This is a genomic window from Methylobacterium sp. Leaf118 (assembly GCF_920984675.1).
GTDB lineage: Bacteria > Pseudomonadota > Alphaproteobacteria > Rhizobiales > Beijerinckiaceae > Methylobacterium.
Genome location: NZ_CAKLBV010000049.1, coordinates 13,734 through 34,821 on the forward strand (window position 1 = coordinate 13,734; position 21,088 = coordinate 34,821).

The window sequence follows — 21,088 nt, forward strand, 5'->3', positions numbered from 1 at the left end:
CCGAGCGCGCGAGGGTCGAGGCCGCGGGGCGCGCGACGCCCCCCCTCCCCCGACGCGTTTCCGATCGAACTCCCTGCTCAGCGTCCGGAAACCCTCCCATGGGGGCCGTGCCTTTCCCCTCGGAAGCTAGGAGGCAATCCCGCCGGACCGCGCGACTGTCATCGAAGTTTCATGGTGAGACTGCAGATGCTGCCGCGGGCCGGCACGGCGCGGTGTTCCGGCTCACGCTGCCTCCGCGAGGGAATCCAGATCATGTCGGCGACGGCAACCGAGGCTCTCGCCGCGGCCGAACCCCTCCGCAAAGCCGGCGGCGCGGACAAGGCCGCCGAGAAGAACGGCAAAGGCGGCGGCAAGGCCGCCGAGAAGGCCGCCGAGAAATCCGCGAAGCGCCTGCGTCCCCCGGCGGCCAAGAGCGTGGGCTGGGCCCTCGTCCAGGCGGCGCGACTGCATCGCGCCCGGGTCGGTGACCGGCTGGCCGCCCTCGATCTGTTCGCGGGCCAGGAGCAGGTGGTGCAGGCGCTGGCCGCCGCGGGCAGCATGACCATGGGCGACCTCGCCGCGACCCTGCGGGTGCGGCCTCCCACCGCCTCCAAGACGATCTCGCGGCTCGCCGCCCTCGGCTTCGTCGAGCGCCGCGCCGAGGCCGGCGACGGGCGCATCGTGCGGGTGCGCCTCACCGAAGCCGGTCTCGCCAAGGCGGCCGGGATCGAGCGGATCTGGGACGAGGTCGAGGCCGAGTTGCTCGAAGGCTTCGACAACAAGGAGCGGCGGCGTCTGCGCAAGCTCCTGCGCCGGGTCGCCCGCAATCTCGCCGAGGCCGCGGGCGTTTCGGGCCACGAGGCCGATCACGAGATGGATGGCGACGAGGACGAGGCCGACCTCCTCTCCGACGCGCCCGGCCCCGACGTCCCGCTTTCCTGACGCTCAAGCGTCCGGAGGGTCACGCCTCCCGACGCTGAGGTTGCGTGACGCCGGTGCCGTAGCCAGCGGGCGGACGCGCTCACGCGAGCGTCCGCCCCCCGCGATCAGTCCTCGTCGTCGTCCTCGATTTCCTCGTAGACCCGACGATAGGACCGGCGCTCGATCACCCGCACCGGGCGCTCCTCGATCTCCTCGACGCGCCGGTATTGCCGCACCGGGCGATCGCCGTCGTCGAGGACGCGCGCGCATCCGTAGCCGACACAGCTGCCCCCGCCCCACTCATGGGCCTGGGCGGGCGCGGCCAGGACGACGGCGGCGGCGGCCCCCGCCAGCATCGCGGCAAGCTTGCTCATGGCATGGTCTCCCTGCTTCGCTGGGCCCGAAAACGGCCCGCCGCGGCAAACCGTTCCCGCGGGCCCAGCCGACGGGGGCGCCGGGTCAGGCCGGGGCCTTGCGCAGGATCAGGCTGAGATTGTTGGCCGGCATCGCGATCGCCCGGTCGAGGCGCAGGCCATGGATCGCGGCCGCCGCCAGCACCGCCTCGACATCGCGCACCCCCCAATCCGGATTCCGCTCCCGCAGGTCCTCGTCGAAGCCGGCATTGCTCGGGGCCGTATGGGCGCCGTCGATCCGGAAGGGGCCGTAGAGATAGAGCGGGCCGCCCTCCGGCAGCAGGCGGCCGGCCCCGGCCATCAGGCCCTCGGTCGCGGCCCAGGGCGCGATGTGGATCATGTTGATGCTCACGATGGCGTCCGCCCGTGCGACCGGCCAGCTCCGCGCGCAGGCGTCGAGGGCGACCGGCGGCAGGAGGTTCGGCAGGGCGGCCATCCGGGCATGGGCCGCGATGCTTGCGAGCGCGGCGGGCTCTGGGTCGCTCGGCTGCCAGCGCAGGTCCGGCCTGGCGGCCGCGAAGCGCACCGCGTGCTCGCCCGACCCGCTCGCGACCTCCAAAACCAGGCGGCCGCGCGCCAGGACCTCGCGCAGGACGGAAAGGATCGCGCCCCCGTTGCGCGCCGCCGCCGGCGCGATCAAGGCATCGTTTGGTGCCGGTTCCGCCCCCCTGTCTCCCGTCACGGATCGACCTCCTCCGGCGTGTCGTGGGACCCGTCATGGCCCCGGTCCCCACAGCCTTGCGTGCAAAAATCGTCGGCCCCGACTTGCACGGGCTTGCGAGATAATTCAAAATTCATTTTGTGGTCAGCCCGGTCTGGGCTACCTCACTCCCGGGTCGTCGACGGTCGGTGCGAATCGCGTTGTCGAGCCGAAACCAATAAAGTTCGCGTGCCGAAAAGAGCACCACGAGGAAACGCCATGAAAGTTGCCGTGCAGGCCGCGATCGCGTCCCTGTTGCTGCCTGTCGCCGCGGCGCAGGCCTGGGAGCCGACGAAGCCGATCGAGATCATCGTTCCCTTCCCGCCCGGCGGTTCGTCCGACCAGATGGCGCGCACGATCCAGGGAGCGATACAGAAGAACAACCTCGTCAAGCAGCCGGTGATCATCGTCAACAAGCCGGCGGCGGCGGGCGGCGAGGCGATGCTCGACATCCAGAAGTCGGCCGGCGATCCCCACAAGCTCATCACCACCTCGAGCGGCATCTACATGACGCCGCTCTCCACCAAGCTGCCGGTGAGTTGGAAGGATTTCACGCCGATCGCGATGATGGCGCAGGACGCCTTCGTGCTCTGGGTGAACAGCGCCAAGCCCTACAAGAATGCGGGCGACTTCATCGCCGCGGCCAAGACGGCGAGTCCGCCGCTCAAGACCGGCGGCAACGGCTCGAAGCGCGAGGATCACCTGATCTCCGTGACGATGGAGCAGGCCACCGGCACGAAGATCACCTACGTCCCCTACCAGGGCGGCGGACCGGCCTCGGTGCAGCTCGCGGGCGGGCATATCGACGCCAACATGAACAATCCGGCCGAGGAGATCGCCAATTGGCGTTCGGGCGCGGTGAAGCCGCTCTGCGCCTTCTCCGACAAGCCGATCGAGTACACGCAGAAGATCACCGCCGACATGGCCTGGTCCGACATCCCGACCTGCCAGTCGCAGGGCGTGAACGTCACCTACCAGATGCTGCGTGGCATGTTCATGCCCGGCAAGGTCACGCCGGAGCAGCAGGCCTTCTACGTCGATCTGTTCAAGAAGGTCACCGAGACCCCGGACTGGAAGGCCTATCTCGAGCGCAATGCGCTGGTGCCTGATTTCCGTTCGGGCCAAAGCTTCGTCGACTTCCTCACGCAGGACGAGCAGAAGCACAAGGACCTGATGACCAAGGCCGGGTTCATCGCGACGAACTGAGCCCGTTTCCGGCCGCCCTGCCGCGGCGCGACGCGCTCCCGACGCCGAGCCGCCCTCCGCCCCCGGCGGGGGGCGCGGCTGCGGCCGGAGCGAACACCTGTCCTGGAAGAGCCCCTCATGACCGACGCCTCTCCCCCGCTTCCCGAGCGCGGCCTGTCGCGCCGCGCCGTCGAGATCGTCGTCGCGCTCCTGCTGCTGGGGCTCGCCGGTCTGGCGCTGTGGGATTCCTACGGGCGCGGCGCGGGCTGGGACAACGGGCCGGAGAACGGCTTCTTCCCCGCCCGCGTCGCCGCCATCCTGGCGATCGCGGCGGTCGCCGCCCTGGTCAGCGCCCTGCGCCGGGAAGACAGCGTCTTCGTCACCTACGGCCAGCTCCGGCTCGTCGCCCAGGTGTTCGTGCCGCTGTTCCTCTACGTGCTGGGGATCGCCTTCCTCGGCATCTACGTCGCCTCGGCGCTGTTCATGGCCCTGTTCATGATCACGCTCGGCGATTTCCGCTGGTGGCAGACCGCGCTGGCGGTCGCACTCGTGCCGCTCGTCTCCTTCTGGGTGTTCGAGCTGCAGTTCCGGGTCCCCCTGCCCAAGGGACCGCTCGAAGCCTTCCTCGGCTACTGACCTGACCGGCCCGCGGCGGAGACACTGTCATGGACGACCTCAACCAGCTCCTGCTCGGCTTCCAGGTCGCGCTCACGTGGCACAACGTGCTGTTCATGGTGGTGGGCGTGCTGCTCGGCATCGTGGTGGGCGTGCTGCCGGGCCTCGGCGGACCGAACGGCGTCGCGATCCTGCTGCCGCTGACCTTCGGCATGGACCCGACCTCGGCGATCATCCTGCTGTCGTCGATCTATTGGGGCGCGCTGTTCGGCGGCGCGATCACCTCGATCCTGTTCAACATTCCCGGCGAGGCGTGGTCGGTGGCCACCACCTTCGACGGCTACCCGCTGGCGCAGCAGGGGCGGGCCGGCGAGGCCCTGACGGCGGCCTTCACGGCCTCCTTCATCGGCGCGCTCTCGGGCGTCGTGCTCATCACCTTCGTGGCGCCGCTCGTGGCGAAGTTCGCCCTGCGCTTCGGCCCGGCGGAGTTCTTCGGCGTCTTCTTCCTGACTTTCTGCTCGTTCGTCGGCATGGGCCGGGAGAACAAGGCCAAGATCGTCGTCTCCCTGGCGCTGGGCTTCCTGCTCGCGGCGGTGGGGCTCGACACGATCTCGGGTGACCTGCGCCTGACCTTCGGCGCGCCGGAGCTGATGAAGGGCTTCGACTTCCTCGTCGTGGTGATCGGCCTGTTCGGCGTCTCGGAGATCCTGCTCACCATTGAGGAGGGCCTGCATTTCAAGGGCAAGCGGGCCGCCATGGATCTCGGCGTGGTCCTGCGCACCTGGGCCTCGCTGCCGCGCTACTGGGCGACGCTGATCCGCTCCTCCATCGTCGGCATGTGGATGGGCGTCACCCCGGGCGGGGCGATCGCGGCCTCGTTCATGGGCTATGGCCTCGCCAAGCGCTTCTCCCGTCAGCCGGACCAGTTCGGCCGCGGCGACATCGAGGGCGTGCTGGCGCCCGAGACCGCGGCGCACGCCGCCGGCACCTCGGCGCTGCTGCCGATGCTGGCACTCGGCATTCCCGGCTCGGCCACCGCGGCGGTGCTGCTCGGCGGCCTGATGATCTGGGGCCTTCAGCCCGGTCCGCTGCTCTTCGTGGAGAACAAGGAATTCGTCTGGGGCCTGATCGCCTCGATGTATCTCGGCAACCTCGCCGGGCTCCTCATCGTGCTGGCGACGGTGCCGGTCTTCGCCGCGATCATGCGCATCCCCTTCGCGCTGGTCGCGCCGATTATCCTCGTCGTCTGCGCCATCGGCGCCTTCACGGTCGAGTCGTCGCGCTTCGACATCTGGCTGATGCTGGTCTTCGGCGTCGTCGGCTACGTGTTCAAGAAGCTCGACTACCCGCTGGCGCCCCTGGTCCTCGCCCTCGTTCTCGGCGACCGGGCCGAGGACGCCTTCCGGCAGGCCCTGCTCGGTTCGGGCGGCGACCTGTCCGTCTTCTTCTCGAACGGCCTCGTCTCCTCCCTCATGATCATCGGCATCCTGCTTCTGTTCTGGGGACCGCTGAGCGACCTGCGCAAGCGCCTGATGGGCAAGACCGACCCGTCGCGGGCCTCGACCCTCACGCCGTGAGGCCAGCCGGGTTCGGCGGCGCGCCCCAAAAAGGCGCGCCGCTCAGGACGCGAAGAACGGACGCCATCGGAGCCGCGCCCGTCATCGAAACGTCACAAGTAAAAGTCGCACTATAAAGTATAGCTGATCGCCTAGACTGTCCTCTCCACTTGCCATGTCCGCCCCTCTCGGGGCACGAAGGACGGCAGGGGGAGGATCCGGGAGGCGACATGGTCGGACGGATCGAGGCGGGCACGACGCTGCCGTCGCCGAACGTGCTGCCGGATGAGCGGGGCCCCGCGCCCGATGCCGATCTCGTGCGGCGCATCCGCGCCGAGATCCGGCTCGACGACCGCGCCTTCCTGACGCGCTACGGCGAGAGCGCGCAGCGCGGCGTGGCGGAATTCGCCGACACGGTCCTGCAGGCGACCCTCAACAAGGATTCGGGCGCCGTCGGCGACCTCCTCACCGACCTGATCGGCACCGTGCAGCGGCTCGACCCCGCCACCCTCGCGAAGGCGGGTCTGTTCGACCGGCTCTGGGGAGGCGCAAAAGCCCGCCTCCTGCGCTTCAAGGAGCAGTTCGCCGCGCTCGGTGCCCAGGTCGAGCGCATCGCCCTGGAGCTGGAGCGCCGCAGCGACGCGCTCCAGCGCGACATCGCGATGCTCGACGCTCTGTTCGCCCGCAACCTCGCGCAGATGCGGGAACTTGAGGCCTATATTACCGCGGGCGAGCAGGTGATCGAGGACGCGCGCACGACCCGGCTGCCGGCCCTAGAGGCCCGAGCCCGCGCGGCCGACGGGGCGACGCGCGAGGGCCCGCTTCTCGCCCAGCAGGCCGCCGACCTCGCCCAGAGCGTCGAGCGCCTGGAGCGCAGGATCCACGACCTCACGCTCAGCCGCACCATCGCGCTCCAGGCGATGCCGCAGATCCGCCTCGTGCAGAACGGCGACGCGGCCCTGGTCGAGAAACTCCAGGCCTCGCTGGTGACCACCATCCCGACCTGGAAGAACGGCATGACCATCGCCCTCGCCCTGCATCGACAGGACGAGGCGTTGCGCCTGCAGAGGGCGGTCTCCGACACCACCAACGCGCTCCTGCGGGCCAATGCCGAGCGGCTCAAGGCGGGCCGGGCCGGGATCGAGCGCGAGGTGCAGCGGGGCGTGGTCGAGGTCGAGACGCTGAGCGCGGTCAACCGCGACTTCATCGAGACGATCGACGCCGTGCGGGCGATCCAGCGCGAGGGCCGCGACCGGCGCCGGGCGGCGGAGGCCGCGTTGAAGCGGATCGAGGCCGAGCTGACCCGCACGCTCGTGGCGCCCGCATGAGGCGCCGGCTCAGTCTCGCGGCCGTGCTGGCGGCCGGGATGCTCGTCGGCTGCGCCGGCCCGCCCGTCGCCGTGACGATTGCCTCCGGTTCGGAGAACCGCACCCTGGAACCGATCGTTCAGGACTTCTGCCGCGCTCGCGGAGCGACTTGCCGGTTCACGTATCAGGGCTCGCTCGATATCGGCCTGTCCCTCGCCGACGAGGCGCCGCCGGCCTTCGACATCGTCTGGCCGGCCAACGCCATCTGGATCGACCTGTTCGACCGGAAGAAACAGGTGCGCGACCTGACGCCGGTCGCCCGCTCGCCGGTCATCCTCGGCCTGCGCCGCTCCAAGGCCGAGGCCCTCGGCTGGATCGGCCGGCCCGTCTCCACCGGCGACATCATCGCGGCGGTGCGGGGGAAGCGCCTCACCTATCTGGCAAGCTCGGCCACGCAGTCGCATTCGGGGGCCGGCGCCTACATCGCCATGCTGTCGGCAGCCCTCGGCCATCCCGACGCGATCACCCGCGCCGATCTCGACCGGCCGGGCGTGCAGGACACGGTCCGCACGCTGCTCGCCGGCACGGTCCGGACCGCAGGCTCCAGCGCGTGGCTCGCCGACCTCTACCTCAAGGGGGTGGAGGGCGGGAGCGCCTATGACGGGATGTGGAACTACGAGGCGGTGCTGGCCGAGACCCATGCCGAACTCGCCCGCCGCGGCGCCGAGCCGCTCTACGCGATCTACCCGAGCGACGGCGTCGCGGCCGCCAACTCTCCCCTCGGCTTCGTCGAGCGCGGCCAGGGCGAGGCGCCCCGCGCCCTGTTCGTGGCGCTCCAGGCCCATCTCCTCTCGCCCGCGGTGCAGGCACGCATCGAGGCCCTTCACCGCCGCCCGGCCATCGGCGAGGCGAAAGGCGGCGCCGACCCGCGCTGGAACTACGATCCGGGCCGGCTCGTGCCGCTGATCCGCATGCCCGAGCCCGACGTGGTGCGCGCCGCGCTCGACCTGTACCAGGGTGCGCTGCGGCGGCCCTCGCTCACGGCCTACTGCCTCGACTTCTCCGGCAGCATGGGGGGCGCGGGCGAGGCGGCCCTGAAAGCGGCGATGCGCTTCATCCTCTCGCACGACGCGGCGGCCCGGGTCCTCGTGCAGCACGGCCGGGACGACCGCATCGTCCTGCTGCCGTTCGACGGGCGGGTGCGCGGCGTGACCCGCGCCAGCGGCGCCCCCGAGGACGCCCCCGCCCTCATCGCGGCGGTGGACGCCAACATTGCGGGCGGTGGCACCAACATCTACGCCTGCGCCGAGGCGGCGCTCAGGGAGATCCGCGCGACGCCGGAGCACGAGCGCTACCTGCCCGCCATCGTCCTGATGACGGACGGGCGCAGCGAGAATGACGCGCGGGTCTTCCTCGACGCCTGGAAGGCGGCAGGGGGCGACGTGCCGGTCTTCGGCGTAACCTTCGGCGATGCCGATAGAGGCCAGCTCGACGCGCTGGCCGAGGCGACCCGGGCGCGGGTCTTCGACGGCCGCTCCTCGCTCACCGAGGCGTTCCGCACCGTGCGGGGCTACAATTGAGCGGGCGGCCGCGCCTCCCCGCCGATCCCGCCGGCGGCGCGAACCTGTGGGCGGGTTTCGCCGGCGGCCTGTTCGCGCCGGTGGCGACCTTCGGCCTCGGCCTGCCCCTCTGGGCCTCGCTGCCCGGCGCCGCCCTGGTCTTCCTCGGCGCCCGCCTCGCGCTGAGCCCCCGCCCCCTGTTCGCGGATCTCGATCCCGGCTCGGTCGATGCCGCGACCGCGGCGCTCGCCCGCGAGGTGATCGTGGCCGCCCGCGCCGACCTCGACCGGCTGCACGCCGCCGCGCGCCGGGTGCGGACCGGGGAGGCGGTGCGCCATCTCGACCATCTTCACGACATCGTCGAGCAGGTCCTGGCCCGTGTCGAGGGCGATCCCCGCCGGATGCCGCGGGTGCGCCGGCTCCTGACCTACTACCTGCCGGCGGCGTTGCGCCTCGGCGAAGGCCTGCGCGTGCTGGAGGCGGCGCACCGCCCGGACGCCGCGCGGATCGCCGCCGTGGGCGCGATGATCGCCCGGCTCGACACGGTCTTCGCCCGCCACGCCGACCGGATCGACGGCGTCGCGGTGGAGGGTCTCGACGTCGAGCTGACCCTGCTCGCCGACGCCCTACGGGCCGAGGAGGGCCCCGCCCAGGCGGCGGTGGAGAGCCGGGAGGCCGCGCCATGGCGCTGACCCGTCGCGGCCTTGGCCTCGGCCTCCTCGCCACTGGGATCGGCGGCACCGCGGGGGTCGCCCTGCTCGGGCCGGAGCGCATCGAACGCGCGGTGACCGGTGCCGGTCCCGATCCGAGCACCCTGTGGGGCTTCATCGGCGGCGAGAAGGTCGATTTCGTGCGCAATCCGAAGGTGCGCGCGCTCCTCTCCCGCCGCTACGGCCTCGCCCTCGACGCCCGCCGGGCAGGCTCGATCGAGATGGTGGGTGATCCGGCGCTCACCCGGCAGCAGCCGCCCTGGCTCTGGCCGGCCCATTCCGTGATGACCCAGATGGCCCGCAGCAACGGCCTGCCGGTGCGGCGCGACGAGGTCGTCTTCACCTCGCCCCTCGTCCTCTATTCCTGGACGCCGGTGGTCGCCGCCTTGGAGACGGCCGGCTTTGTCGAGCGGCAGGGCGGCATCCACACCGTCCGGATGGCGCCCCTGATGGAGGCGATCGAGCGCGGCCTGGCGTGGCGCGACCTCGGGGTGCCCGAACTCTACGGTCGGGCCGTCGTCACCACGACCGATCCGACCCGTTCCAATTCCGGCTTCAGCTTCGCCGCTCTGCTCGCCAACCTGTTCGCCGGGGAGGTCGCCAGCCCCGAGTCCCTCGCCCGCGACGGGGCGCGCCTGCGCAGCGTGTTCGCCCGCATGGGCTACAAGGAAGCGTCCAGCGGCACGCACTGGAACAGCTACCTGACCGAAGGGATGGGCGGCAAACCGCTGATCGCCGCCTACGAGAGCCAGTTGGTCGAGTTCATCCTCGCCAACCCGGCGCGTTGGGCCTCGCTGCAATCGGCCGCCGTCCGGCCGGTGATGCTCTATCCGACGCCCACCGTCACCTCGGTCCATCCGATCATCAGCCTGACGGCGCAGGCCGACCGCCTCGTCGAAGCGCTGACCGATCCGGAGCTGCAGGATCTCGCCTGGAGCGAGCACGGCTTCCGCGGGCGTCTCGGCGCGGTCGGCCGCGGGGGCCCGGCATTCGAGGGGCTCAGCCCGAGCCCCGCCCCTCTCATGCCGATGCCGGACGCGCCGACGATGCTCACCGTCGTCGATCGCCTGCGGACGCCGACCTGACCGCGCGCGCCGGCCTCTCGGCCGCATCGCGCCGGCCCGTGCCGGAACGGGCGCGGCCCCTATCGGGACCCGAGGCGCTCGCTGTCGACGAACCAGGTCTTGCCCCGGTAGCGGATCTCCGCCGCGCCTTCCCAGGCCTCGTCGTCGACGAGGCGGACCCGCGTGCCGGGCGCCAGACGCAGCGGGCAGGCTTTGCTCATCCGCGCCCCACGGGCTGTGAGCGAGGCCAGTCCATATTCGTGCCACGCCGCCCAGCTGTCGCACAGGTAGGCGTCGCGCCGGACGGTCACCGTCCGGTCCGCCGCCGCGAGCCGCCCGCCCGATGCCAGAACGACCAGCGTCGCGGCCAGGATGGGGTGGAAGGCCCGCACAGGCTCGATCCTCCTCCGTCGGCGCGCCGCCAGGGGCGACACGCCAGCGCCCGCCGAGCATGGGCGGAACCGAGCATAGCGCGCGGCGAACGCCTTCGCCAAACAATCGACCGCCGTCCCGCCGGGGCCGGGGTCGGCACCCGCCAGCGCGGGTCGCCATTGCAGGGGCCGGGTGCGGCGCCTTACACGGAGTTGACGTGAGGATCGACACCGCGACGCGGGCGGGCCGACGGGATGGCGGGAACAGGCAGCATGTCCGAACGGGCGGGCCGGCGGTGGATCTGCGCTTTGCCGGTGCTCCTCTCTCTCCCGACGATCTCGGTCGCCGAGCCGGCGGACGGCTTCGAGACGGTCGCCTGCGATCGGCCGATCGTCCCGGCGCTGGTGGGCGCCAAGACGGGGGCCGCCGGCCCGGTGGTTCGCATCGAGGCGCGGCGGAGCGCCCTCGGCCTGAAGCATCTCGGGGCCGAGGTGATCGAGCCCGGCATCAACACGGTCAATTGGCGCCTCTGCGGCCGGACCTTCGTCGTGCTCGACATGCGCGACGTCGCGCGCGACGCGATCGAGCTGCCCGCTCCGACCCGCGAAACGCCCGCCTTCTCGACCGCCTCGTGCCTCGCGAACGGGCGGCTCCTCGAAGGGGCCTTCGTCGGTGTCTTCGCCAAGGCCGCGAAGGAGGCGGGCCCGCAACGACCGGTGATCGCGGCCTGGCGCATCGACCCGCGCCAAGGCCGGTTCGTCCCGCTCCGAGCCGGCGCGACCTGCATGACGGACGGCATCGTCGCGTCGGAGTAACGCGACCACCGTTGGTCACCCTCGGCGCGCTACCGGCCGGCCCGATTCCTGGCGAGCCGGCCGCCCCCACGGCGTGATCGCATCGTCCTCCAGAAGCGGACGGAGCGCTCGTGCGGGCTCCCCCGCCTCGCCGGGCGGCGGCAGCCCGGCCGGGCCGGACGGCTCACCTCAGGGCGTCCCGCTCACTGGGCCTGGGCCAGCAGCGGCTCGAAGCGCTTCTGCGCCAGCTTGCCATGCGTGACGCCCTTGGCGGCCTCCAGGTTGTCGCGCTTGTCTCCGACGACGACCACCGCGACCATGCCCATCAGGTAATGCGGCGAGCATTTGAGGCCGTAGACGCCCTCCTTGTCGAAGGTCACGACCGCGTCCTGGCCAACGGCGGTCTTCACGTAGTCGGCGCCCTCGGGCGCCATGCCCTTCACCGTCTCGACATTGTGGCCCTTGTCGGTCGGCACGAACTTGATGCGATCCCCGGGCTTCAACCGCACGAAAGCGGGATCGAACACCATCGCTCCGCCGGGCCCACTATTGAGCATCCTGACCGTCACCTCGTCGGCCGAGGCGGGAAACGCCGCGACGGCGAGAGCGGCCCCGAGACAAATCGTTCTGAACAGCATCGGCATGATCCTCGGAATTGTTCTTAAATTGACGTCCCATCCGCGCCAATTGTCGTTCGATATCGCGTTTCTATTGCGGTAAAAACGACTATCTTCTTGAACAATTCTTCTTACAAGCGTCCCGCCCTGCGGCAGGCAGGCGAACCGGGCGCGGCCCTTTCAAAGCCAGGCGGCAGCGTGTAAACGCGGGGCTTGACGATCATCCAAGCCGCCCGCACCCCTCGGGCGCCGCCCGAGCCGAGGCGGCGTGCGGGGGCGAACGCGCGCGGCCGAATCAAGACCCAAGGCGCGCAATGCCGAAACGCACCGACATCTCCTCCATCCTCATCATCGGTGCGGGGCCCATCATCATCGGGCAGGCCTGCGAGTTCGATTACTCCGGCACCCAGGCCTGCAAGGCCCTGCGGGAGGAGGGCTATCGGATCGTCCTGGTGAACTCGAACCCGGCGACGATCATGACCGACCCGGACATGGCCGACGCCACTTACGTCGAGCCGATCACCCCGGAGATCGTCGCCAAGATCATCGAGAAGGAGCGGCCCGACGCCCTCCTGCCGACCATGGGGGGCCAGACCGCGCTGAACTGCGCCCTCTCGCTCAAGCGGATGGGCGTGCTCGAAAAGTTCGGCGTGCAGATGATCGGCGCCACCGCGGAGGCCATCGACAAGGCCGAGGATCGCAACCTCTTCCGCGACGCCATGACCAAGATCGGCCTGGAGACGCCGAAATCGGCGCTCGCCAACGCCTCCGCCGCCAAGAAGGCCGACCGCGACCGCTCCCTCGCCGAGAAGGCCCGCATCGAGGCGGCCAACGCCGATCCGGCCGCCCGCCAGACGGCGCTCGCCGAGTTCGAGCGGCAATGGAGCGGCGGCGAAGGCGAGCGCCGTCGCCGCTACATCGAGCACGCCCTCGGTCAGGCCCTGATCGCGCTGGCCGAGGTCGGCCTGCCGGCGATCATCCGGCCCTCCTTCACCATGGGCGGTACGGGTGGCGGCATCGCCTACAACCGGGAGGAATTCCTCGACATCGTCGAGCGGGGCATCGATGCCTCGCCGACCAACGAGGTGCTGATCGAGGAGAGCGTGCTCGGCTGGAAGGAATACGAGATGGAGGTCGTCCGCGATCGCGCGGACAATTGCATCATCGTCTGTTCCATCGAGAACATCGATCCGATGGGCGTCCATACGGGCGATTCCATCACCGTCGCCCCGGCCCTGACGCTCACCGACAAGGAATATCAGGTGATGCGCGACGCGTCGCTCGCGGTGCTGCGCGAGATCGGCGTCGAGACCGGCGGCTCGAACGTCCAGTTCGCGATCGACCCGGCCACCGGCCGCATGATCGTCATCGAGATGAACCCGCGCGTCTCGCGCTCCTCCGCGCTCGCCTCGAAGGCGACCGGCTTCCCGATCGCCAAGGTCGCGGCCAAGCTCGCCGTCGGCTACACCCTCGACGAGATCGCCAACGACATCACCGGCGGCGCCACCCCGGCCTCGTTCGAGCCGACGATCGACTACGTCGTCACCAAGATTCCGCGCTTCGCCTTCGAGAAGTTCCCGGGCGCCGAGCCGACGCTGACCACGGCCATGAAGTCGGTGGGCGAGGCCATGGCGATCGGCCGCTGCTTCGCGGAATCGCTGCAGAAGGCCCTCCGCTCCCTCGAGACCGGCCTCACTGGCCTCGATGAGATCGAGATCGAGGGCCTCGGCAACGGCGACGATCACAACGCCATCAAGGCGGCGCTCGGCACGCCGACGCCGGACCGCCTGCTCAAGGTCGCCCAGGCCATGCGCCTCGGCATCAGCCACGAGGAGATCCACGCCTCCTGCAAGATCGATCCGTGGTTCCTGGAGCAGCTCCAGGCCATCGTCGATCTGGAGAACCGGGTGAAGGTCCACGGCCTGCCGGGGACTCCGGGCGCCTTCCGCCAGCTCAAGGCGGCCGGTTTCTCCGACGCGCGCCTCGCCGTGCTGACCGACACCGACGAGGACGCGGTGCGCGCCGCCCGGCGCGGCCTCGGGGTGCGCCCGGTCTTCAAGCGGATCGACACCTGCGCCGCCGAGTTCAAGGCGCCGACCGCCTACATGTACTCGACCTACGTCGCGCCCTTCGCCGGCCAGACCGCCGACGAGGCGTATCCGACCGACCGGAAGAAGGTCATCATCCTCGGCGGCGGCCCGAACCGGATCGGCCAGGGGATCGAGTTCGACTATTGCTGCTGCCACGCCTGCTTCGCGCTGACGGAGGCCGGCTACGAGACCATCATGGTCAACTGCAACCCGGAGACGGTCTCGACCGACTACGACACCTCCGACCGGCTCTATTTCGAGCCGCTGACGGCGGAGGACGTGCTGGAGATCATCGAGACCGAGCGGCAGGCGGGCCAGCTTCACGGCGTGATCGTGCAGTTCGGCGGCCAGACCCCGCTCAAGCTCGCCCGGGCGCTCGAAGCGGCCGGCGTACCGATCCTCGGCACCTCGCCCGACGCCATCGACCTCGCCGAGGACCGCGACCAGTTCAAGCGCCTCCTCGACAAGCTCGGCCTCAAGCAGCCCAAGAACGGCATCGCCTACTCAGTGGAGCAGAGCCGGCTGGTGGCGGCCGAGCTCGGCCTGCCCTTCGTGGTGCGGCCCTCCTACGTGCTCGGGGGACGGGCCATGGCGATCATCCGCGACGAGACGCAGTTCGCCGAGTACCTGCTCGGCACCCTGCCGAGCCTGATCCCGTCCGACATCAAGGCGCGCTACCCCAACGACAAGACGGGGCAGATCAACACGGTGCTGGGCAAGAACCCGCTCCTGTTCGACCGCTACCTCTCCGACGCGACCGAGGTCGATGTCGACGCGGTCTGCGACGGCGAGGGCGTGTTCATCGCCGGCATCATGGAACACATCGAGGAGGCCGGCATCCATTCGGGGGATTCGGCCTGCTCGCTGCCGCCGCGCACGCTCTCCCCCGCGATCCTGGCCGAGCTGGAGCGCCAGACCAAGGCGATGGCGCTGGCCCTCAAGGTCGGCGGCCTGATGAACGTGCAATACGCGATCAAGGACGGCGCGATCTACGTGCTGGAGGTGAACCCGCGCGCCTCGCGAACGGTCCCCTTCGTCGCGAAGGTGATCGGCGAGCCCATCGCCAAGATCGCCGCCCGCATCATGGCCGGCGAGCGGCTCGACACCTTCGGGCTGAAGCCGAAGCGGCTCGACCACATCGCGGTCAAGGAGGCGGTCTTCCCCTTCGCCCGCTTCCCCGGCGTCGACGTGCTGCTCGGGCCCGAGATGCGCTCGACCGGCGAGGTGATCGGCCTCGATGCCGGCTTCGGCGTGGCTTTCGCCAAGAGTCAGCTCGGCTCCGGCACGGCGGTGCCGCGCACCGGCACGGTGTTCGTCTCCGTGCGGGACGACGACAAGCCGCGCCTGCTGCCGACCATCCGCCAGCTCCACGCCCTCGGCTTCACCATCCTGGCGACGGGGGGCACGCAACGCTACCTCGCCGAGGAAGGCATCCCGACGGGCCGCATCAACAAGGTGCTGGAGGGCCGGCCGCATATCGTGGACGCGATCAAGAACGGCGAGATCGCGCTCGTCATCAACACCACCGAGGGGGCGGGCGCGCTGTCCGACTCCCGCTCCCTGCGCCGGGCGGCCCTCTTGCATAAAGTGCCGTACTACACCACTCTGGCCGGCGCGATGGCAGCGGCCGAGGGGATCCAGGCCTATCTCGAAGGCGATCTTCAGGTGCGTGCCTTGCAGGAATACTTCGCGGCCTAAATCCCTTCGGAGCGCGTGGCGGCCCTGATCCCTCAGGGCACGGCGCGCCCCGAACACCAGAGCCGTTTTCCGGCCCGGAAGGAGTTCGCTCCGGCCGGGCTTCTTCATTGTGGCGCGAGACCATGAGCATCGACAAGGTTCCGATCACGGCCCGCGGCTTCGCAGCCCTCGAGGCGGAGCTGAAGCAGCGCCAGCAGGTGGACCGTCCCCGGATCATCCAGGCGATCTCCGAGGCCCGCGCGCTCGGCGACCTGTCCGAGAACGCGGAGTACCATGCCGCCAAGGAGGCCCAGTCCCACAACGAGGGGCGGGTGCTGGAGCTGGAGAGCATGATCGCCCGCGCCGAGATCATCGACACCTCGAAGCTGTCGGGCGCCAAGATCAAGTTCGGCGCCCGGGTGAAGCTCGTGGACGAGGACACCGAGGAGGAGAAGACCTACCAACTCGTCGGCGAGCCGGAGGCGGACGTGCATGAGGGCCGGGTCTCGATCACCTCGCCCATCGCCCGGGCCCTGATCGGCAAGGCCGTCGGCGACACTGTCGAGGTGACGACGCCGGGCGGCGGCAAGTCCTACGAGGTCGTCGCCATCGAGTGGGGGGCCTGAGGCCCGTGCGGGCGCCGGGTCGCTTCGCGGGCCGTCTGGCGGGCCTTCTGGCCCTCTGGCTCGCCGGCCCGGCCGTTGCGCAGGATTTCGGCCGCTTCGGCGGCGTCGCAGTGGATGTCCGCCCGCTCGCGGCCTATGGCCGGGGGCCCCAGGCGGACGCCCTGCGCGCCGACCTGACCGCCGCCCTGCAGCGCCATTTCGGCGACCGGATCGTGCGCGGCGGCCCGACCCTGGTGGTGCGGGTGAGCGGCCTGTCGCTCACCCCCTATGCCGGCGGACAGGGCAGCCGGAGCGGCGGCTTCGGCGGCGGCGGCGAGACCGACTATCTCGAGGGAGAGGCCCTTCTGGTCGGACCGAACGGGGCGATCCTGGCGCGCCATCCGCAGCTCTCGGCCCTGCCGTCGAGTTCGGGCGGGGCGTGGTACGATCCGGCCTCCGAACGGCGGCGGGTCGCGGCTCTCGCCGAGCACTACGCGGCGTGGCTGCGGCGCAGGCTTCCGGCCCAGTAAGGCCGGGGCGCGGACCATCGACGAGGGCGGGGCGGCGTGAGCGGGAACGGGGCGTTGACGGGGGACGGCAGCCTGCCGGCCGAACTCGCGCGGGCCCGCGCCTGGATCGTGACCGACGGCAAGGCCGGCGACGAGAACCAGTGCCTCGGCCTGGCCCAGGCCCTCGGCCTCGACGCCGAGATCCGCCGGATCCCCCGCGGCCGTCCCCTGCTCTGGACGGCGCCCTGGGGACCGGTCGATCCCCGCGACGCGCCGGGACGGGCGGGCGGCCTGCTGGAAGGCCCCCTGCCCGACATCCTCATCGCCTCCGGGCGCCGGGCGGTGCCCTACCTGCGCGCTGTGCGCCGCGCCGCGAACGGGCACACCTTCACGGCCTTCCTCAAGGACCCGCGCACCGGCCACGACACCGCGGATTTCATCTGGGTGCCGGATTACGACGACCTGCGCGGACCCAACGTCTTCACGACGCTGACGCCGCCGCACACCGTCTCGCGCACCCGGCTCGACGCCGCCCGGGCCAACCCGGACCCGCGGCTGGTCGCCGTGCCCTGGCCACGCATCGCCGTTCTGATCGGCGGCGACAGCCGGCACCTGCGCTACCGCCCCGCCGACATGCGCCGGCTGGTGCGCGACCTCACCAAGCTCGCCGATGGCGGCTGCGCCCTGATGATGACGGTCTCGCGCCGCACCCCGCCGGACCTTCGCGCGGCCCTGGACGACCTCGTGAGCCGCAAGGGCGGCTTCCTGTGGGACGGAACCGGCGAGAATCCCTATGTCGGGATGCTCGCCATCGCCAACCACATCGTCGTCACCTCGGATTCCGCCAACATGGTCGGGGAGGCGGCGAGCACGGGCGTGCCGATCCTCCTGTTCGACCTGCCGCGTACCTATATCCGGCATCGGCGGATGTTCGCGGGGCTCGCCATGGCGGGCGTGCTCAAGCCGTTCATCGGCCGGCTCGAAGCCCTGCGCTACGCGCCGATCGACGCGACGCCGGAGATCGCGGCGGCCTTGGCGGAGGCCTACGAGGAGCATCGGAAGCGCCGCGCGGCGGGTCGCCCCGCCGCGGAATCGGTGGCGCCGCCGCAACCGGCCGCCGATGCGGCCCGGGGAAGATTTTAGGGTCTCGGCCCGAGAGATGGTGGCCCTCGCCGAGGGCGGTGGCGACGCGGGAGCCGCGCCCCAAGGGGTGTTCCAGCGCACGCCCCCGCAAAAATTCGACGCGGGTGCGGTGTCGAACGGCGCGCCCGGGCAGACAAGACGAGACGACCGCCAGTCCCGCGGGAGGCGGGCTCGGCAGACAGGAGACGGCGCAACATGGCCCATACCCACGCGAGGCTCGTGATCATCGGCTCGGGCCCAGCCGGCTACACAGCTGCGATCTATGCCGCCCGCGCCCTGGTCGAGCCGCTGCTGATCTCCGGCTTCCAGCCCGGCGGCCAGCTCATGATCACGACCGATGTCGAGAACTACCCGGGCTTCGCCGAGGCGATCCAGGGTCCCTGGCTGATGGAGCAGATGCGCCTTCAGGCCGAGCATGTCGGCACGACGATCGTCTCGGAATACATCACCAAGGTCGATCTGAAGGTGCGCCCGTTCCGGCTCGAGGCCGATTCCGGCGAGACCTACAGCTGCGACGCGCTGATCATCGCCACCGGCGCCCAGGCGAAATGGCTCGGCCTGCCGTCGGAGGCGGCGTTCCAGGGCTTCGGCGTCTCGGCCTGCGCGACCTGCGACGGCTTCTTCTTCCGCGGCAAGGACGTGACCGTCGTGGGCGGCGGCAACACCGCCGTCGAGGAGGCCCTCTATCTCGCCAACCTCGCCAAATCCGTCACGGTGATCCATCGCCGGGGCGAGTTCCGGGCCGAGCGCATCCTGCAGGAGCGCCTGTTCAAGCACGCCAACGTCACGGTGAAGTGGCACCACGCCGTGGAGGAGATCTGCGGATCGACCAAGCCGGTCTCGGTCACGCATCTGCGCCTCAAGGATCTGCGCTCCGGCGAGATCGTCGAGCACCCCACCCACGGCCTGTTCGTGGCGATCGGCCATCAGCCCGCCACGGCGATCTTCGAGGGGCAGCTGCCGATGCGCCAGGGCGGCTATCTCACCGTCGCGCCGGGCACGACCGCGACCGAGGTGCCCGGCGTGTTCGCGGCGGGCGACGTCACCGACGACGTCTACCGGCAGGCGATCACCGCCGCCGGAATGGGCTGCATGGCCGCCCTGGAGGCGGAGAAGTATCTCGCGGCCCTCGATGTGGGCGACAGCCCGGCCAAAGCCGCGGCGGAGTGAGGCCAGGCGGACCGCAGACGCGACCCGCTGCGCCGATTCCGACATCCTTCGGGATCGGCGCCGCGTGACATACGCGGGGCCGCACGCAACGCCGGGTCACGGCGGCGTCTGCCCAGCAACGGGGTGACGGCGGAAGTTCTGGGGGCGGCGGGGCAGGATTTTCCCGCGCGTTTCCCTGTTGACGGTCGCTGCGACGCAACCAAATCGCAAGCTTGACGTCCTATCCTGAACGATGCGGACTGCGGCAGGTTTCGCGGACGGGTCCTTTGTCCAACATGGCGGGGGACAGACAGACTTGTGTCGTGCAGTGCCCGAAGGTCGCGGCCTCCCGTGACGGGCAGACCTCGACGGGCGGGAGTGACGACCTTGGATTGGGACAAGATCCGGATTTTCCTCAATGTCGCGGAAGCCGGGAGCTTCACGCGGGCGGGCGACGACATCGGCTTGAGCCAGTCCGCGGTGAGCCGGCAAATCAGTGCCCTCGAGCGCGAATTGAAGGCGCCGCTCTTCCACCGGCACGCCCGCGGCCTGATCCTGACCGAGCAGGGCGACCTCCTGTTCCGTGCTGCGCGGGACATGAAGCTGCGGCTCGAGAACACCCGCGCCCGCCTCGTCGAGACGAGCGAGCGCCCCTCCGGCGATCTGCGGGTGACGACGACGGTCGGCCTCGGCTCGTCCTGGCTCGCGGGCCGCGTCTCGGAATTCCTCGATCTCTACCCGGATGTGCGGGTCGAGTTGGTGCTCACCAACGAGGAGCTCGACCTGGCCATGCGCGAGGCCGACATCGCCATCCGGATGCGCCGGCCGGCCCAGCCCGACCTGATCCAGCGGCGGCTGTTCACGGTGCATTACCACGCCTTCGCCAGCGGCGATTACGTGAAGCGCTTCGGCGAGCCCAAGACCGTGGCCGACCTCGACGAGCACCGCCTCGTCTCGTTCGGCGGCAACGAGCCGTCCTACCTGCTGGCCACGCATTACCTCGCCAGCATCGGCCGCGAGGGCGACGATCGCCGGCCGATCCACTTCACCGTCAACAACGTCACCGCGCTCCACAAGGCGATGGAGGCGGGCATCGGCGTCGGCATCCTGCCGGATTACGCGGTCGAGGGGCAGGAGACCCTGGTCCAGGTCCTGCGCGAGGTCGAGATGCCGACCATGGAAAGCTATCTCGTCTACGCCGAGGAGATGCGCACGGTCGCCCGCGTCCAGGCGTTCCGCGACTTCCTCGTGAACAAGGCCCAGCGCTGGACCTATTGAGGCCCGGCCCGACGCTCCAGGCCCACGAGGGCTCCGGAGCCCCGCTACGGGTGGCCCGAGGTAGGCCGCGCCGGAGATCGCGCATGGCCCGCTCTTGTCGCGGCGGGACGCTCTCGTCTAAGACCGGCGCTCCCGCCGGGCGCTTCGCGAAGCCTCCGGCCGACGATCTCCGGCTGGCATGACCGCGATTCACTGCCTCAACGGGCCGAACCTCAATCTCCTGGGCACCCGCGAACCGGGCATCTACGGCGCCGCCACGCTCGCCGACATCGAGCGAACCCTGCAGGCGCAGGCGGCCCGCCTCGATATCGCCCTGACCTTCCGTCAGACGAATCACGAGGGCGAACTGGTGACGTTCGTGCAGGAGGCAGGCGCCGCCGGAGCCGGAGTGCTCCTCAACGCCGCCGCCTACACGCACACATCGATCGCGCTGCGGGACGCCATCGCGGGGACTGGCGTGATCGCGGTCGAGATCCATCTCTCGAACGTGCATGCCCGCGAGGAATTCCGCCACGTCTCGCGGATCGCCCCCGTCTGCGCCGGGGTGATCTCGGGGCTGGGTCCCTACAGCTACGTTGCGGGGCTCGACGCCCTCGCCCATCTCCTGCGCGAACGGCGCCCGTCCGCGTCCTGACCTCAAGAACCAAGAGCCGATGGCCAAGAACGAACCCTTCGATCCCGAACTCGTGCGGGAACTCGCCCGGATGGTCGCCGAGACCGATCTGAGCGAGATCGAGGTCGAGAAGGGCGACCTGCGCATCCGCGTGGTCCGCAAGATCGAAATGGTCTCCGTCCAGGTCGCGCCGCCGGCTCCGGTCGCGGCGGCGCCCGCCGCGGCGCCACCG

At 70.6% G+C, this 21,088-nt stretch carries 20 protein-coding genes and 1 pseudogene; 17 read left to right on the top strand and 4 right to left on the bottom strand.

What is annotated here, in order from left to right; translation table 11 throughout:
• Positions 1 to 252 precede the first annotated feature (252 nt).
• On the top strand, positions 253 to 921 hold the full coding sequence (locus LW587_RS17935; protein WP_232630959.1) for a MarR family winged helix-turn-helix transcriptional regulator: 669 nt from the start codon (positions 253 to 255) through the stop codon (positions 919 to 921).
• 104 nt (positions 922 to 1,025) lie between these two features.
• Here LW587_RS17935 and LW587_RS17940 read toward each other — a convergent pair whose 3' ends face one another.
• Positions 1,026 to 1,274 (bottom strand): hypothetical protein, encoded by a 249-nt coding sequence (locus LW587_RS17940; RefSeq protein ID WP_232630960.1) that lies wholly within the window; start codon positions 1,272 to 1,274, stop codon positions 1,026 to 1,028.
• Positions 1,275 to 1,359: 85 nt separating this feature from the next.
• Positions 1,360 to 1,995, bottom strand: a complete 636-nt coding sequence (locus LW587_RS17945; RefSeq protein WP_232630961.1) for a DUF938 domain-containing protein — start codon at positions 1,993 to 1,995, stop codon at positions 1,360 to 1,362.
• Between the two features lie 237 nt (positions 1,996 to 2,232).
• Here LW587_RS17945 and LW587_RS17950 point away from each other — a divergent pair, with 237 nt between their 5' ends.
• The 7 genes from LW587_RS17950 (at position 2,233) to LW587_RS17980 (ending at position 10,030) form a co-directional block, all read left to right on the top strand.
• Positions 2,233 to 3,219 (top strand): Bug family tripartite tricarboxylate transporter substrate binding protein, encoded by a 987-nt coding sequence (locus LW587_RS17950; protein ID WP_232630962.1) that lies wholly within the window; start codon positions 2,233 to 2,235, stop codon positions 3,217 to 3,219.
• Between the two features lie 117 nt (positions 3,220 to 3,336).
• Complete coding sequence (locus LW587_RS17955; RefSeq protein ID WP_232630963.1) at positions 3,337 to 3,834, top strand: tripartite tricarboxylate transporter TctB family protein; 498 nt, start codon at positions 3,337 to 3,339, stop codon at positions 3,832 to 3,834.
• Between the two features lie 29 nt (positions 3,835 to 3,863).
• Positions 3,864 to 5,390 (top strand): tripartite tricarboxylate transporter permease, encoded by a 1,527-nt coding sequence (locus LW587_RS17960; RefSeq protein ID WP_232630964.1) that lies wholly within the window; start codon positions 3,864 to 3,866, stop codon positions 5,388 to 5,390.
• 209 nt (positions 5,391 to 5,599) lie between these two features.
• Complete coding sequence (locus tag LW587_RS17965) at positions 5,600 to 6,697, top strand: toxic anion resistance protein (protein ID WP_232630965.1); 1,098 nt, start codon at positions 5,600 to 5,602, stop codon at positions 6,695 to 6,697.
• A complete protein-coding gene (locus tag LW587_RS17970) occupies positions 6,694 to 8,256 on the top strand; it encodes a substrate-binding domain-containing protein (protein ID WP_232630966.1) in 1,563 nt (520 codons plus the stop codon). The genes LW587_RS17965 and LW587_RS17970 overlap by 4 nt, the downstream gene beginning before the upstream one ends.
• Positions 8,253 to 8,927, top strand: coding sequence for a 5-bromo-4-chloroindolyl phosphate hydrolysis family protein (locus LW587_RS17975; protein WP_232630967.1), 675 nt, complete (start codon positions 8,253 to 8,255; stop codon positions 8,925 to 8,927). The genes LW587_RS17970 and LW587_RS17975 overlap by 4 nt, the downstream gene beginning before the upstream one ends.
• On the top strand, positions 8,918 to 10,030 hold the full coding sequence (locus LW587_RS17980) for a hypothetical protein (RefSeq protein WP_232630968.1): 1,113 nt from the start codon (positions 8,918 to 8,920) through the stop codon (positions 10,028 to 10,030). Before LW587_RS17975 ends, LW587_RS17980 begins: the two co-directional genes overlap by 10 nt.
• Positions 10,031 to 10,089: 59 nt before the next feature.
• Here the strand turns inward: LW587_RS17980 and LW587_RS17985 are convergent, their stop codons facing one another.
• Positions 10,090 to 10,401, bottom strand: coding sequence for a hypothetical protein (locus tag LW587_RS17985; protein ID WP_232630969.1), 312 nt, complete (start codon positions 10,399 to 10,401; stop codon positions 10,090 to 10,092).
• Between the two features lie 294 nt (positions 10,402 to 10,695).
• Here LW587_RS17985 and LW587_RS17990 point away from each other — a divergent pair, with 294 nt between their 5' ends.
• Positions 10,696 to 11,196: a hypothetical protein gene (locus LW587_RS17990; RefSeq protein WP_232630970.1), complete on the top strand. Its 501-nt coding sequence runs from the start codon at positions 10,696 to 10,698 to the stop codon at positions 11,194 to 11,196.
• Positions 11,197 to 11,378: 182 nt separating this feature from the next.
• Here the strand turns inward: LW587_RS17990 and LW587_RS17995 are convergent, their stop codons facing one another.
• On the bottom strand, positions 11,379 to 11,813 hold the full coding sequence (locus LW587_RS17995; protein WP_232630971.1) for a pseudoazurin: 435 nt from the start codon (positions 11,811 to 11,813) through the stop codon (positions 11,379 to 11,381).
• 293 nt (positions 11,814 to 12,106) lie between these two features.
• On the opposite strand from LW587_RS17995, the gene carB reads away from it, so the two are divergent.
• From carB to LW587_RS18035, 8 genes and pseudogenes are all read left to right on the top strand, one after another.
• Positions 12,107 to 15,580: a carbamoyl-phosphate synthase large subunit gene (gene carB, locus LW587_RS18000; RefSeq protein WP_232630972.1), complete on the top strand. Its 3,474-nt coding sequence runs from the start codon at positions 12,107 to 12,109 to the stop codon at positions 15,578 to 15,580.
• A gap of 128 nt (positions 15,581 to 15,708) precedes the next feature.
• The gene (gene greA, locus LW587_RS18005; RefSeq protein WP_232630979.1) at positions 15,709 to 16,185 is read left to right on the top strand and encodes a transcription elongation factor GreA; all 477 of its coding nucleotides are present in this window, start codon (positions 15,709 to 15,711) and stop codon (positions 16,183 to 16,185) included.
• A gap of 5 nt (positions 16,186 to 16,190) precedes the next feature.
• Positions 16,191 to 16,694, top strand: a complete 504-nt coding sequence (locus tag LW587_RS18010; RefSeq protein ID WP_232630973.1) for a hypothetical protein — start codon at positions 16,191 to 16,193, stop codon at positions 16,692 to 16,694.
• Between the two features lie 36 nt (positions 16,695 to 16,730).
• The gene (locus tag LW587_RS18015) at positions 16,731 to 17,816 is read left to right on the top strand and encodes a mitochondrial fission ELM1 family protein (RefSeq protein WP_232630974.1); all 1,086 of its coding nucleotides are present in this window, start codon (positions 16,731 to 16,733) and stop codon (positions 17,814 to 17,816) included.
• Between the two features lie 195 nt (positions 17,817 to 18,011).
• On the top strand, positions 18,012 to 18,986 hold the full coding sequence (trxB, locus tag LW587_RS18020) for a thioredoxin-disulfide reductase (RefSeq protein ID WP_232630975.1): 975 nt from the start codon (positions 18,012 to 18,014) through the stop codon (positions 18,984 to 18,986).
• A gap of 366 nt (positions 18,987 to 19,352) precedes the next feature.
• A complete protein-coding gene (locus LW587_RS18025) occupies positions 19,353 to 20,243 on the top strand; it encodes a LysR family transcriptional regulator (protein ID WP_232630976.1) in 891 nt (296 codons plus the stop codon).
• Positions 20,244 to 20,421: 178 nt separating this feature from the next.
• Positions 20,422 to 20,877 carry a type II 3-dehydroquinate dehydratase gene (gene aroQ / locus LW587_RS18030; RefSeq protein ID WP_232630977.1) on the top strand — a complete coding sequence of 152 codons (456 nt, stop codon included), beginning with the start codon at positions 20,422 to 20,424 and terminating at the stop codon, positions 20,875 to 20,877.
• A gap of 19 nt (positions 20,878 to 20,896) precedes the next feature.
• A pseudogene (locus LW587_RS18035) lies at positions 20,897 to 21,088 on the top strand (acetyl-CoA carboxylase biotin carboxyl carrier protein); the annotation flags it as partial.